A 13,593-nucleotide genomic window follows, 5' to 3' on the forward strand; every position below is an offset into this window, starting at 1 on the left:
CCCGCCGTTCATACTGTTTTCTGTTCTCATGAAAGGTTTTATCTCCTGCGTCGCTGACGTTCCGGACGTTCTTCCGGCATATCCTCCGGGGCGTTCTCCGGGCCGCCCGTATCCTCTTGTCCGGTATCCCGGGTACGGTTCTCCTCTTCCCCGTATTCCTCGCCGCCGGCCGTATCCGGGGCATTCCCCAACGCTTCTTCTATCAGGTCGAGCAGGTCCTTGTTGGAAGTGGAACGGGTTACCCGTACCGGCAGCTTTTCCTGCTCGATGTAGGTGCGTATCAGGCCGCGCAGTTCCTGACCCTCCTCGGTTTTGTCCCCGATGCCCTGTTCCTGCAGCTCCTCGTAACGGTCGAAAAGGTCGTCCAGGGAGATGCCTCCCGTCCTGTTCCCGTTCTCCCGGCTGTCTTTCGTACGGCGGTCGAAGGAGAACTCGGAAGTATCCTCCTTGGGCAGTTCCCCGTTCAGCAGGTCGATGGCCTCCTGCATCTCGTCCGTGTCCATGATGTTCAGCCCGTACAGGCCGTCGCACTGCTTGAGGAACTCCACGGTAGCCCCGAGATGGTACCTGGAATAACGGCAGACGATTTCCGGAATACGGGCTGCCGCCATGAGCGCGGTCAGCTCCTCTTTTCCGAGCACCTCCACATCGGACTCGTTGTCGATACTGATCACGTACTCCGTCTTGGCCCCGTTCTTCCGCTTCTCGATTTCCACCGGGTAGGCATTGTTAATGGAGGAGACGGGGCACGGATAGTCCGGATTTTTCTGCAGTTTCTTCTGCCACAGCTTGAATTTCTTTTCGTCCAGGTCCTTGAACTGGGCGTGGGAAAGGGTCAGCAGCTGGATACCCTTGGCCTTTTCGTTCATGTCGATGACATACATGGCGTGCCCGTAGCTGAAACGCAGCCCGCCGCCGAAAGAGCCCCCGTCGATTTTCTCCGCCAGCTTGTCGTCGCCCGCATCCCTGGCGCAGGCTACCGCCAGCTTCCGGTAGGTGTCGATGATGTCCAGGCTGTAGCCCGCGTCCGTGGCCCGTGGGACAGTCACGTACATCTTGGCGGGCTTGTTGCCGCCTGAGGCGGGTTTCTCCAGTTCCAGCAGGAGCTGGTGGATGGGGAACTCATACCCGGGACGTGCCGCCGTGCCATCCGCGTTCGGGGCAAGCGGAAGGACGCGCAGCCGGTAGGTGCCCAGCTTGTCCATGCGGAAGAATTCCGTTTTGGCGAATGATTTGTTTTCCTCGATAGCCCGCTGCTGGGCTTCTGCGTAGGATTCCTGACTGGCAAGGAACAGGTCTTCGACCGACATGTTCCCCGTGTTTTCTTCTTGCATAACTGAAATGCTTTATGGGTTAAAGATGCCCGAAGAAACTGGAAGACATGGCAAACGGGTTCGGTTTCTCCGCTTGCTTCAACTGACAGGAATATTGCAAGACGTGTCTCGCTGACCGTACCCTGGAAAGGGTACTCATTTGACAATCTGGAAAAGGTCTTGAAGCGACTACCCGCAAAAATAGGGAATCGGGGGCACAAGACCATATATTCGTTTAGATTTTTCTCAATACGCTGTTTGCCAATTTATTATATGATATTTTTAAGTATGCTTTTTAGTTCGTTCAGCCTTTTCTCGGGAGACTCCCCGCTTGTCCCGGACATTTGCAGCCGTTTCCTGTTCCGCCTGATGTATTCCTCCATTTTTACGCTGCGGATATGCTCGTAGTAGGCTTTCCTTTCGGGCGTGAGCAGTTTCCCGCGACGGCAATAGACCCCGTCGCGTGCATACTCCTCGAGGTAACGCCGGAACTTGGGCTTGTCGCAGGATGTATCCGCTGCCGACCTTGCCACGGCCTCCACCACGCGCCAGTCCGGCTCGAACGGCTGCGCGGGGCAGAGCCTGTGGAGCAGGAAATAAACCACCGGCATCTCATACCTGAGCATGAACCCCAGCCGGGTCTGTTCAAAGGGAAACCGTTTCAGCGTCCCCCTTGGCCTTCCTTCTTCGCGTTTTCGCGGAGCCGGACGGGATACCGTCCTGGTCTGCCTCTTCCGTTCCTTTCTCTTCCGTTCCATGTCCGTGTTCCGCCTGTTGTACCGGTGCGGCGGGGACGGGAATGCCCCTTGCCGCGATCCTCCTGCGGCTTTCTATGTCGCCGCTGACGTTGAGTTTCCGTTTCATACGAAATAAGTGAAATTGAGTTCTACATTTACATTGTACATGCCCTGCTCGAAGAGCTGTACGTGCCGGGAACCGCCGTAGATGACGAAGGTGGTCCCCCGGTTGTACTTGTGGTTGCTGTTCCAGTTGGCCGCCGTGCAGCGCACGCTGTATTTCGGGGGCTGGATCTTGTTCGGTATCATGGCCACGACACCTCCCTCGTTGCTCCCGTCCCTTTTTGCCGTGTTGACGTACCCCTGTATGGATACGATATTCCCTATCTGGCGCACGAAGAAACCGCTCGTGTCCGTGCCGAGGCCGCTGTTCGCCATCTGGAGCCATCCCGTGTCCTGCATCAGTGGCTGGTAGTCATCGGCAAAGGCGGCGCCGAGCGTGCGGCATGCCTGCCTTTTGGATTCCGTTGTCGCAAGGACGAGGTCGGAGAGCTTGCCGTCCTTGCGCAGGTAGTCCTTCACGATTTCTTCCTTGGAGAGCAGGTCCAGCTTGTCACGAAGGATTTTCTGTGCCTCTTCCGTCGTTTTCCCTTGCCTGGCCAGGTAGGAGATGTAGTCCTGGAACAGGCTTTCCAGCGTGGCAAAACGTCCGTCCGACTCGCTTCTGGTGTACAGCCCGAGGTTGGTGGCAATGGTGCTCTTTTCCGAAGTACCGTATCCCTCCATCAGCCTTTCGGCCTTCTTTTTCAGTTCCTTTTCCACCTGGGAGGTCTTCAGGTATCCCTCCACCTGGGCATGGGAGCCGGAGGCGTCGGTATAGGCGAAGCTGCCGTCCTTGATGGCCAGCAGCTTGTCCCTCATTTCCGGGGTAAATACGATGCCCGTGTAGGCGGAATCCGTCCCCAGCTTGCCCTCCAGCAGCCTGTCCACCTCGGCGATGGAATACACGCTGATGTTCTGGCGGGCTTTGGCCTTGTCGGACACGTCGGAAAGGTTGGAGACTTTCGCCAGTTTCAGCTCTCCGGTACCGGCTTTCTCGGCCTTTATCGTGGCGCGTACAGCCGCTTCCTTTCTTTCCTTGAGGGCGGTTATCTCCTCCACGGGAAGCCCCTCGATTTCTTCCGCCGTCAGTTCCACCAGCTCGCCCAGCCCGGAGGATATTTTCAGAAAGACCCCGCCGGCTTCCTCCCTGGAATACACGTCCAGGTTGTCCCGTGCAGCACCCTTGTCCATGATGTCCCGTAGGTTTTCATTGGCGGAGAGTTTCATGCCGAGGGCGGTACGCATGACCGAGGCGGTCACATAGCCGTCTCCCCCGTCTTCCAGGCTGCCCGTCGATATGGCCTCCAGCTTACGCTTGAGCTCCGTGGTGAAGTCCTCGGTGGAAAGCCCCTTGCCGTCAGTGGCATCCACCTTCTTTTTCATGGCGGCATTGAAATCGTCTATGGAGACATAGATTTCGCCCGACGGTTTCCCGTTTATTTTCAAGGTTCCCTGGATATCCACCGCCCCTTTCGGGACAAGCACGATGTCGCCGAGAAGGTTTTTCAGGGCAAAGCGGAAGCCGTCGGCCGTATCGAAACCGGCATGTGCCAGCACGGCCCCGTTGCTGTCCTTCCAGGAGAGCAGGCCCACCAGCTTCGGGTTGTCTTTCGTGTAGGCCGTGTTCCACAGGTCCATGCCCGCGCCCGCGTTGCGGACGGAAAAGGCGGCATTGATGCGGACGAGATTCTCCTTTCCGATGACATGGAGCAGGGGCAGCGTTCCCTGCTTGCCGTCATACACGGCAAAGTCGCGGAACCTGCTCCCGCCGCCGTCCAGCCCGTAGCGGTTGACCGTTACGGAGCCCTCATCGCTGGCATCGTCCGCGTTGTACAGGTGGTTTCCATGCAGGATGACGGACCCGGCACGGACGCTCTTTCCGGAGACCGTGTCGCAGGACAGCCCCTGTTCGGTCATCCTCGCCATCTCCTTTCCCTGCTTCATGAAGCTGACGGAACCGTCGGTATGGAAGACAATCTCGTTGACGAGCAGCCCGTTCAGGTAGGCGCCCACCGAGGCGTTCCCGTCCGTCCGTATGATTCCCTTGAGCTGGTAGCCATCCGCACCCGTGACCGATACCGCCGTCCGGGACGATATTTCCTTTTCCCCTGAAAACGAACCGGTCAGCACCAGGTCCTTCTTTATCGTCTGGCGGGTGAACGGCGTGTCGAGCAGCACGGCATAGCGTCCCATGAACTTGTCGATGAAACGCGGGGCATAGCCGGCTGTCATCTCGATGAAACGGGGAAGTTGTCCCGTCACGCCGTCTTCGGTGGACGGGACTTCCGCCCCTCCGGCACAAAGGTAGCAGGTGCGGCCGAGCTTGTCCACGTCCCCCGCGTAGACCACCGACTCGTGCCGGTTGACCTCGTAGATGTAGTAAGGATACACGGCATCCGCACATCCCTCGAAATACCGGACCTTTCCACCCAGCCATACATAGCCGGGGGAGATGCGCGGCCCGTCCGGTTCGCAGCCGGAGATGATGAAGTCCGTGCAGCCTTCGAAAACGGATGACAGGCTGAGGGCCAGCTCCTGAAGGTTCAGTATGTCGTCGCTGTACGTGTAGCGTCCGCCTGTCTCGGCGATGTATTCTTTCATTGCTTCGTGTTGGTATTGGGTATGTATTCTTCGCTGTCGACACGGATAAGGTAAGTCTTACCCGCGATCTTGTAGGTATTGACCACGTAGGAGAGCATATAGACGAACTCCCGCACGTCGATACGCACGGGCGGGACACAGACCATGAAGCTGACCTTGTTCACCATCTTCTCCTCGGAGAGATGGTAGAACGGCCGCGGCTGCTCCTCCTGGCGGGTGGCGGTGATTTCCTCGCCGTTGTACCATACGGTACACGGGCGGGCGTTCTCGGCTCCTTCGTGATACAGGTCCACGCCGAGGCTCTGGCTGTCCTTGATGAAGATGCGGTCCCGGCTGTCCCGCAGGTACTGTCCGAACCTGTAGTTCAGATACCACTCGAAATAGATTACCTGCGAGGTCATGCGGGCTTCTATGTGTTTCTCCCGGGCAAAGAGGCGGAACTTGTCATTCAGGGACTGCAACGGGTAGAGGCAGCTCTGGATGAACAGGATGAACCCGCGTCCCGACAGGTAATGCGGCACCAGCCGGTTGACGGCCTTGTCGATGGAGAGCCTATACCTCATGGTTTTCCACTTTTAGGATAATCGCTTCCCTGAAACCGGGCAGGCCGGCTTCCTCGCCCTCCCCGGAAGACTCCTTCAGGTAACCCGAGACGGTATAGGCCATGCGCCCGATGCGTTTTTCCGGCTGCAGCCTGCCGTCCCCGTCATAGCATGCCAGGAAAATGCCCTGTCCGGGCACGGCGTCCTCGTCGATATAAACATCCGTCACGTGCTCCGCTCCCCGCAGGGCATCCATGATCCGGGTGACATAGACCGCCGCGTCGAAATCGATGTCCATCATATAGTTGTTCAGCCGTTCCTCGATGGCGTCGTACATGGCGGTCTCGGGAACAGCCCCGTCGTAATAGACGGTCAGGCGCGGGATAAGCACATCCCCCTTGGCGGAGATGACCTCGAGCCTTGTCCCGGCGAATTTCATCTTGTTTATGTAGGCGTTGATGGGTATGAGGTCTTCCCGGGAAATGGCCGAGAGGTTTCCTTTCGTACCGGTCGCCACCTTGAGGACGAGCTTGCTGTCCAGGTTCACCTCATCGGTGCTCTCCGTGTAGGAGACCTGCGTGATGATACGCTTGGCCTCGTCCACGGCGGCGTACCCGAAAGCCAGCCCGTCTTCCCGGACGATGAGCTCATCGCCTTTCTGGTACTGGAGCAGGGCGTTGGCGTAATAGTCCGGCGTGCCGTTGATACGGTTGTTGATCGCGGCGGATACATCCACGGCAAACACGTCCAGCAGGGTCTCGAAGCTGTGTATGGCAGCTGCGACGACCCACAGGATGCCGTTCATCACGCTCAGTTTGGAGTCGCTGGCGAACTCCCGGAGCTCCATGCGCCTGTTCCGTTCCGCGACCGCTTCATTGTATATGTCCTTGATTGTACGGCTCATTCCTCTACGGTATAGGTTTTATCTTCGATGATGAATTTCCACGCCCCGCCTTCGTTCCAGGCGGGCTCATGCAGGATAACCCAGACAGCCTCCATGCCGCAGACAATCCGGTATCTCCCATTCCCGTCCCGCTCCGGTTCACGGTATTCCCCCGTGGGCATGACGGGCAGGCGGACCTCGCAGCTGCGCCGGCTCCCGTATTTCTCCACGAGGAGTTTCAGGTAGAGGTCTTCCTGTTCCGGCTTGACGGATGCCCCGGACAAGTCCAGCAGCATCAGTGCGGGCAGCGATGCGAGCGGTACAAGGCTGCCCACGGCAGAGCCTTGCAGGTCGATACGGTATACGCCTTCCAGCAGGGGGAATGCCTCTATGCCGGACATGCACCCCCGCAATGTCAGTTCCTCGACAGGCAGAGGCCTGTACAGGAAAACCCGTTCCGGTTTCAGGCCGCTCCAGTCCGCTATCCGGAAAGAGGCATCGGAAAACCAGCGTATTCCCCGTACCCCCCTGATGTCGTTGTCGAAGAGGTGGCTGTATCTTTTTCCTGTCCCTGTCAGGAGAATCGTCTCCACCGGCGAGTTGTCTCCCCAGTCCACCTCCAGCGTACCGGTACCCGAGACGCTGAACGCCGCGGACGCTGCCTTCCCGGGGAGCTGGAAACGGGCGGCAAGGGGGAACGAGAAATATTTGGGATATACATTCCTTTCCCCGCCTGCCGGTACGATGTTATGCCGGGTGTTGTAGGCCAAGACATCGGCATTGATGACGAAACCGTCCGTGTAGGCAAGCTCGTCTCCGGGTTGCAGGTCGTCATCTATGGAAAGCGAGGTATTGTTCATCAGCAAATCGACGATTCCTTCCACCGACCCGTACAGGTGCAGGGCCACGTCGTATATGTTCTGCCCGGCTATGACTTTGTATCTACCCATTCGTGGCCTCCTTTTCTTCTACCTCCAAAAGCAGTTCCCCCGTCGATGAATCCATGTAGGCGTTCTTCACGATCATACCGTCCGCCAAGAATTCCGACTGGAGACGGGCGGCAAGGCCGTTGTTCTCCAGGTTGGAATGGAGAAAGTCGATCAGCCCCACGCCGGTGGTGGGATGCTGGTAAAGGTTGCCCGGTGCGGCTTTCAGGAGAAACACCTCGTTCTGGCTTTTGGATACGCCTATTCTAAGGTCCGTTTCGTCGGCGCTGTAAACCGACAGTATCCCGTCTTCCGGCACGAGGCGGAAGTTGCCCTTCACGTTGAGTGCAAGGAATTCGGACAGGCGGATATCCGCTCTCCCCGAGTCCTTCCCGGCACGCACCGGAAACCATATCCCGTTGTCCTTGCGGTTGACTGTATACTCCTTGTTCCCGTTGCCCGTGTCCATGAGGAAACGGACGGACAGGGACTTGTACACGGGAGTATAGGGAATGGATACGTGGATGCCGGCGTTCCCGTCGAGTTTCTGCCCGAACCCTTCCGGTACGGAAATCTCCGCGTATAGGAAACGGTCATTGTCCATCCCTTCCATGTCCCCGAGGAAACGGAAGGCATAGAACGGCTTGGAGGCGAGGTTGTCCGTCGTCTCCATTTCCCCGTAGCGGGCATCCATCAGTATATCTTGTCTTCCCATATAGTTTGCAGTATCCGTTATAAGAGTAGCCGGATTTTCCTGTCCGGGTTTATGGTAAGGACAACGGACAAACCAGGCAGGGACTTTCCGCGTGATTTGTCCGTTGGTAACCCGTATTGATAAAAAAGGAATGCCCGGTTATCAAACCGATGGGCATTCCTCATTGTCAGACCTACATCTCCTCGTTCAGGGCATCGTAAATCTTCGAAACCGTTCCCCACATGTCGTCCGGCAGTTCCTCGTCGGAGATTTTCTCGCATGCCTGCTGCAGGTATCTCATTTCCTCTTCGGAAAAAACGACCTGGAGCGGTTCCTCTTTCTCGACATCCCATTCGATACGCTGCGTATCCGCGTTCTCGTGCAGGTTGATCCGCTCCCTTTCCCCATCCGGGACGGCTATCTTGCGCAGGATTTCCTTTTTAAGGTTGAACTGGCTGAAATTACCCTTCTGGGGAAGGAACGACGGCAAGTAAAGGCGGTCTTTGATACTGAGTTCCATATTCTTTATTTGATTGGTTGGTTATTCTGCTTCCGGGACGGGTTTGAGCGTGGCTTCCGCTATCTCACGATCCAGGCTGCCGAGGATATCCCTGACAATCCCGAGGAAGTCGGAGAGGTAAAGGGCGATTTTCTCGGAGAACGGCATGCTCAGGGACACGCTGCCACGGTCATAGTAAATATCCCCGGCAATGGCTTCCGTGCTGTCACCTCCCGGAAGACAGACCGTAGCCTGCACCCGTTCCAGCTCGGCGTTCGTGATATTGTATTCAATGCGGTAGAAAGCGTTTTCCGTGCTGGTTTCCGCAATCTTGGTCAGGATCGTGTTGGTTACTTTCATGCTTTTTCCGTTTTATTACAAGTATAGGCCGTCGAGGCGTGAATGGTTGGCATTCCTTAAAAAAAACGGTTTCACACGTCAGGACGAATAGTTCAGGACCTGGTAGTGGAAACTCGGGTAATTGGTACAGAGCAGGGTCAGTGAGTCCCCCGATGCCATCCCGTATGACGCGGTGCTTCCGTTATGGTTGCGGACATTCTGGATGTAAATGGTATTCCCGTACCCGGAGCGGTACACCAAGGTGAACACGTAGGCGAAATCCGAAGGCAGGGAGGAATAGCCGAACATCGATGCTACCGACGAGGCGGTAGGCAGGTTGATATTGTATTTCTGGTTGGCATAGACCATGAAGATATTGGCCTGGGAGAAATCGATCGAATACCCGCTGCCCGAGAAATAGACGGTCTTCAGCTTGCAGCCGATGCAGGCACTGGCGACAACCGCTGCGTTCGACCAGATGCCGAAGTTCCTGTGGCCGTTGCGGACATCGATGTATATGCCGTAATTGTTCATGTACGAATTGCTTGCCGTGTTCACCACACGCCCGGCAGACCTCGTGCCTCCCGATGACGCTGGAAACGTATTCGCACCCCAAAGCACGTATGAACTGGTATTGCCTACCCGGAAAAGGTCGTTGTAGATGGCAAGGCCGCCTCCCGACCCGCTGCCTGTAGCCGTGGAGCCGATACGCCCCTGGCCGATGCTGAAGCCTCCTATGGTTCCGGCATTGGCGTTGATTGTCCCGGTCATGGTCACGTTGCCGTTCACGTCCCACTTGATATTTTGGTTGGCGACATATCCCGAGCCGTCGGCGGCGAAACTGATCTTGCCTGTCCCGAAGGTAGTGGAACCGTCAGCGTTCAAGGCCCAGTACTTCTTTCCTGTGGAAGGGTTGTCATGGTACAGGTAGCCGTTATTAACCAGCACGATACGGTGTCCGGAGGAGGGGGCGGAAGCCATGATGGAACTCGTCCCGATTATCCAGCCCCCGATCTTGCCCGCCACGGCATTAATACCGTTACGGTCAAGGGTGACTTTCACGTTGTTGCCGGCATCCCTGACCGAGATACTGCCGTTGTAGGTGCTTCCACCCACGACCAGGGCGCTGTCCACGATAACCTGCCCGGCCTTGACGGTTCCCGTATAAATGCCGTTGGCATCGATGGTGGTCGTGTATTTCTCCGTCGAGGTCAGGTCGAATACGGTCGCGTAGGCCACGTACCACACGACAGGGTTGCTGCTTGTCCCTTGCGCCCCGTCCACGTAAAAGTAATGGGTAGTTGAGAAATTGGCTGTCCCGCAGCTTACCTTGTACACGTATTCCTTCCAGTCTCCCGTCCCTTCATTGGTGGTCAGCCACCGGTGGCTTCCCCCGGTGCCGATGCTGTTGGTCGCCCAAAGCAGCTTGCGCCCCGCGGGTATCTTGGCAATGATACGGGCAACCAGCACCTTCCGCCTCTGGCACTGCGTACGGAAGCAGAAGCCTCCATTTCCGGGAGTTGCCGTTCCCGTGGTTTGGATTTTCAGCACGTACTTGCTGTCATTGGGGGCCGTCGAGTCCGAAACGCGGGTTAGCGTGACCATGCCGTTGCCGGAGTTATTGTACACTCCCGCCGAATTCTTCCCGTTATAGAATGTAGGGTCGCGGTACAGCATCTTGCCGAAGGCCATCGCCGCGGCCAGTTCCTGGGCGGTATTGATTCCCGTCGTCCAGTTGACGGAAACACCGGATGAGAAAGTCAATGTCCCGGCGGAGTTCCAGGAGATACCGCCGCTGGCAATCTGCCCGCTACCGTCATTGTTCAGCTTCCACTTCGTACCATTAGTGATGGAGCCGTCCGAGCTGAGGGAGACGCTGTTCTTCCAGATATGGTTGTGGTCGAATGCCCAACCCGCTATGCGGTTATAGACCTCCTTGCTGCCGGAACGGGTGTAGTTCGCCGAAAGGCAGAAATATTCCAGGTGATCCCAGGACATCATCTGTATCCCGATGAAGCCGCTTTTGACGGTCGAGCCGGATGCCGCCACCTGCCCGATTACGAGGTGACCGGCATTGGAGTTCTGACGCCAGGTCATGCAGATACCGTAAGGCTTGTAGGCTCCCGTATAATAGTATCCGCTCCCGCTTGAGGCGGAACGTATCTGTATGGGGCGGCCACCGCTTGCACCGATACTGCCGCCTGCCGTCATGGTGTCGGCACCGATGCTCCAGCCGCCGATTTTCCCCTTGGTAAACGTCAGTGAAAGACCGTTGATATAACTGGTATTGATGATGTCCGACTTGATGCTCGCCGCGTCCAGCTTGGAGGAATTGATGCTTCCCGAGGCGATGCGGTCAGCCGAGAGCGTGCCCGACTTGATGCTGGAAGCGCTGATATCGACGGCATTGACCTGGCTGGCGGTCAGCGTGCCCGTATAGATACCCGTACTGCCGATATAGGTCAGGGGATGTTCCTTCAAGGTCGTATCGTTTCCCTGTGCCAGCACGATAAAGCGGTGGCGGCGGATTTCTTCTTCCACCGTGTCCGTTAAAGTACGCGGTGCCGGTGCGTAGGCTTTCGTACTGCCGCTTTGGAATATCAGGTCGGAGTTGTAGGCTATCTGCGGCGCCGCCGGTATGGGCGACGGGCTCATGGAGGAACTTTCTATCGGCTGGTCCGAATAGAGATGATACACGGCTCCCGTAGTGCCCCCGCCCCGGAGGAACACGGCGAACATACAGTTGTTTCCGCAATGGGCGGCTCCGGCAAACATGCGGCTGTACCGCTCGGACAACTCGTAGATGTCCCAGGAATAGGCAGCTCCGCCCCAGCCGCCGAAGTTCGTCTTGAGCAGCAGGATCAGCCCGCCCTTGTGGGTCGTGCTCTTGTAGTCCCAGTCCGACGGGGCCTGTTCGCTGTATGCCCGGCGTACCAGGATATCGCGCTTTACGGTCTGGTCGCCTCCCTTGAACACGACCGGGTAATACTTGCCGGATTCCCCGTTGATGATGATTTTCTTGTAGTACCTGTAACCGTAATTGGTGCTCTTGGCCGCCTCTATGTCGTTTTTCCATTGCAATGACACGGCACTGGAAAAGGTGACTTTTCCTCCCGTGTCCCATGAGATGTTGCCGCCCGCGATCTGTCCGCTGCCGTCATTGTTCAGCTTCCATTTCCCTCCGTTGGTGATGGAACCGTCCGGGCCTAACTGCACATTGCCTTTCCCGATGGCTGTGCCGGAGATGTTCCAGCCTGCTATCTGGTTTGAAGAGCCCAGCCGGGCGATACAGGTCCCGTTTTTATCCGTGGCGTAGAAACCGAAATCCGTATCGCTGCCGTAATAGAGCTGGACGCGCTGCCCGCTGGCCACGCCGGAGTTCGCCCCGTAGACAACGACCCTCCTGTTGGCATTGTCGAGCACGATATGCGTGCCGGTCAGCGAACCGCTCCCGATAGTCCAGCCGCCGATCTTGCCTTTTGTGAAGGTGCAGGACAGCCCGTTGATATAGCCGGTATTGATGATGTCCGCCTTGATGCTCGCCGCGTCCAGTTTGGACGCCTTGATGCTGCCCGAGGCGATACGGTCTGCCGAGATCGTCCCGGCGGTGATTTGCGAGGCATTGACTGTTCCCGTGTAAATACCCTTCGCGTCGATTTTCGTCAGCCTGGTATAGCCGGAACCGCCGAGGGCGGTCGTAATGGAATCCAGGGGGTCCGTCCACATGACGCTGACCGAAGCGGCGAACGTGACTTTCCCGGCTGCATCCCAGGAGATATTTCCTCCCGCGATGGCCCCGGCACCCGTGGCGTCCAGACGCCATTTGTATCCGCGAATACCGTTACTGCCCATTGTAACGCCACCTGAAGCCGACGTGTAAGCACCCGCCGTGTTGTTTTTCGTCCCAAGGAAGATGGAATCGCTGTCTACCTGCCAGCCGCCGATTTTGCCCTTGGTCACATTCAGTGTCAGCGCGTCGATATTATCCGCTGTGATGAGCGAGGCTTTCAGGGCGTTCACATCGATACGGCCGGCAGAAAGCGTGCCGGTCGTTATCTGCGAGGCATCCAGCCTGACAGTCTTGACGACCGTGGCGGACAGTGTGCCGGTAAAGATGCCGTCCTTGTCGATATAGGTCGCCCCCTTCCATAACAGGCTGACATCCGCACCGAACTCTATCTTACCTGTCGCTGCATTATATTTGATGGACTGGCTGTCCCGTCCCAGCTGGACATTTCCGCCGTTGTCGATAAAAAAGGTCTTGTACCCGTTCCTGAAACCGTAAATGCCGTCCACAGTCTCGGTCGTGACGGTTCCTGCCGCGGTCTTCGTGCCGAGAGGGAAACGACCGATGGCAACGCCGGTCAGCGTGCCGTCAGCGTTCTTTGTCCCGGCGAACAGTTTCGGCGTGATGACGGCATTTCCGTCGATGACGGTCTTGCCCGTGTTCCAGTCTTCGACCCAGTCCAGCAGGTTGGCATCGACACCCGGTTTACCCGCCGCACCCGGATTGCCGGCCCTGGCTTTCGACCAGACAAAGGACAGATGGTAGGTAACCCCTGAAATGATGACGGGAATGTCCACCTTGCCGTGCTCGGCAAGAGTGGTCGTGTTCGCAGCTATACGGTAAGTGACGGTTTTCTTCGCGTTGTCCGCCGTGATGGACGAGAAACCTGCCGGTTTGCTGATCGTCCCGATAGTGAACCCTGTAAAATCCGTATCGCCACGGGTGACTTTCAGCGTGGAGACCAGCGTCACGGCGGAAACGATTTTCCCGTCCGGGGAGGCAGGGAACACGTATTCGCCCGGCGACTGGGTGAGCGTGTACGCGTCCGTCTGGACATGGATGGTCGCCTGACCTCGAGCTATCAGTATCTTTTCCATACGGTCTTTATCGGAAGAATAGGTGGAAAAAACGGCAGCCGTTTTAAGGACTGCCGTCAAAAGCATATAACCT

General features: G+C 57.2%; 10 protein-coding genes. All 10 read right to left on the bottom strand.

What is annotated here, in order from left to right; genetic code table 11:
- Nucleotides 1–38 precede the first annotated feature (38 nt).
- Nucleotides 39–1,334 (bottom strand): hypothetical protein, encoded by a 1,296-nt coding sequence (locus C233_RS0108355; RefSeq protein ID WP_018667145.1) that lies wholly within the window; start codon nt 1,332–1,334, stop codon nt 39–41.
- Nucleotides 1,335–1,582: 248 nt separating this feature from the next.
- Complete coding sequence (locus tag C233_RS0108360; protein ID WP_025068694.1) at nt 1,583–2,071, bottom strand: hypothetical protein; 489 nt, start codon at nt 2,069–2,071, stop codon at nt 1,583–1,585.
- Between the two features lie 102 nt (nt 2,072–2,173).
- Nucleotides 2,174–4,753: a hypothetical protein gene (locus tag C233_RS0108365; RefSeq protein WP_018667148.1), complete on the bottom strand. Its 2,580-nt coding sequence runs from the start codon at nt 4,751–4,753 to the stop codon at nt 2,174–2,176.
- Nucleotides 4,750–5,316 carry a hypothetical protein gene (locus tag C233_RS0108370; RefSeq protein WP_018667149.1) on the bottom strand — a complete coding sequence of 189 codons (567 nt, stop codon included), beginning with the start codon at nt 5,314–5,316 and terminating at the stop codon, nt 4,750–4,752. Before C233_RS0108370 ends, C233_RS0108365 begins: the two co-directional genes overlap by 4 nt.
- A complete protein-coding gene (locus C233_RS0108375; protein ID WP_018667150.1) occupies nt 5,306–6,199 on the bottom strand; it encodes a hypothetical protein in 894 nt (297 codons plus the stop codon). Before C233_RS0108375 ends, C233_RS0108370 begins: the two co-directional genes overlap by 11 nt.
- Nucleotides 6,196–7,128: a hypothetical protein gene (locus C233_RS0108380; RefSeq protein ID WP_018667151.1), complete on the bottom strand. Its 933-nt coding sequence runs from the start codon at nt 7,126–7,128 to the stop codon at nt 6,196–6,198. The genes C233_RS0108375 and C233_RS0108380 overlap by 4 nt, the downstream gene beginning before the upstream one ends.
- On the bottom strand, nt 7,121–7,819 hold the full coding sequence (locus C233_RS0108385; protein WP_018667152.1) for a hypothetical protein: 699 nt from the start codon (nt 7,817–7,819) through the stop codon (nt 7,121–7,123). The genes C233_RS0108380 and C233_RS0108385 overlap by 8 nt, the downstream gene beginning before the upstream one ends.
- Nucleotides 7,820–7,991: 172 nt before the next feature.
- On the bottom strand, nt 7,992–8,318 hold the full coding sequence (locus C233_RS0108390; protein WP_018667153.1) for a hypothetical protein: 327 nt from the start codon (nt 8,316–8,318) through the stop codon (nt 7,992–7,994).
- 21 nt (nt 8,319–8,339) lie between these two features.
- Nucleotides 8,340–8,657: a hypothetical protein gene (locus C233_RS0108395; protein ID WP_018667154.1), complete on the bottom strand. Its 318-nt coding sequence runs from the start codon at nt 8,655–8,657 to the stop codon at nt 8,340–8,342.
- A 78-nt stretch (nt 8,658–8,735) separates the two neighbouring features.
- Complete coding sequence (locus C233_RS0108400) at nt 8,736–13,520, bottom strand: hypothetical protein (RefSeq protein ID WP_026314793.1); 4,785 nt, start codon at nt 13,518–13,520, stop codon at nt 8,736–8,738.
- Nucleotides 13,521–13,593 lie beyond the last annotated feature (73 nt).

The sequence above is a fragment of the Bacteroides gallinarum DSM 18171 = JCM 13658 genome (assembly GCF_000374365.1).
GTDB lineage: Bacteria > Bacteroidota > Bacteroidia > Bacteroidales > Bacteroidaceae > Bacteroides > Bacteroides gallinarum.

Bases quoted from the DNA above. Each gene is read 5' to 3' on its own strand.
- C233_RS0108355 (WP_018667145.1), bottom strand. From the start codon at position 1,334: ATGCAAGAAGAAAACACGGGGAACATGTCGGTCGAAGACCTGTTCCTT.
- C233_RS0108360 (WP_025068694.1), bottom strand. From the start codon at position 2,071: ATGGAACGGAAGAGAAAGGAACGGAAGAGGCAGACCAGGACGGTATCC.
- C233_RS0108365 (WP_018667148.1), bottom strand. From the start codon at position 4,753: ATGAAAGAATACATCGCCGAGACAGGCGGACGCTACACGTACAGCGAC.
- C233_RS0108370 (WP_018667149.1), bottom strand. From the start codon at position 5,316: ATGAGGTATAGGCTCTCCATCGACAAGGCCGTCAACCGGCTGGTGCCG.
- C233_RS0108375 (WP_018667150.1), bottom strand. From the start codon at position 6,199: ATGAGCCGTACAATCAAGGACATATACAATGAAGCGGTCGCGGAACGG.
- C233_RS0108380 (WP_018667151.1), bottom strand. From the start codon at position 7,128: ATGGGTAGATACAAAGTCATAGCCGGGCAGAACATATACGACGTGGCC.
- C233_RS0108385 (WP_018667152.1), bottom strand. From the start codon at position 7,819: ATGGGAAGACAAGATATACTGATGGATGCCCGCTACGGGGAAATGGAG.
- C233_RS0108390 (WP_018667153.1), bottom strand. From the start codon at position 8,318: ATGGAACTCAGTATCAAAGACCGCCTTTACTTGCCGTCGTTCCTTCCC.
- C233_RS0108395 (WP_018667154.1), bottom strand. From the start codon at position 8,657: ATGAAAGTAACCAACACGATCCTGACCAAGATTGCGGAAACCAGCACG.
- C233_RS0108400 (WP_026314793.1), bottom strand. From the start codon at position 13,520: ATGGAAAAGATACTGATAGCTCGAGGTCAGGCGACCATCCATGTCCAG.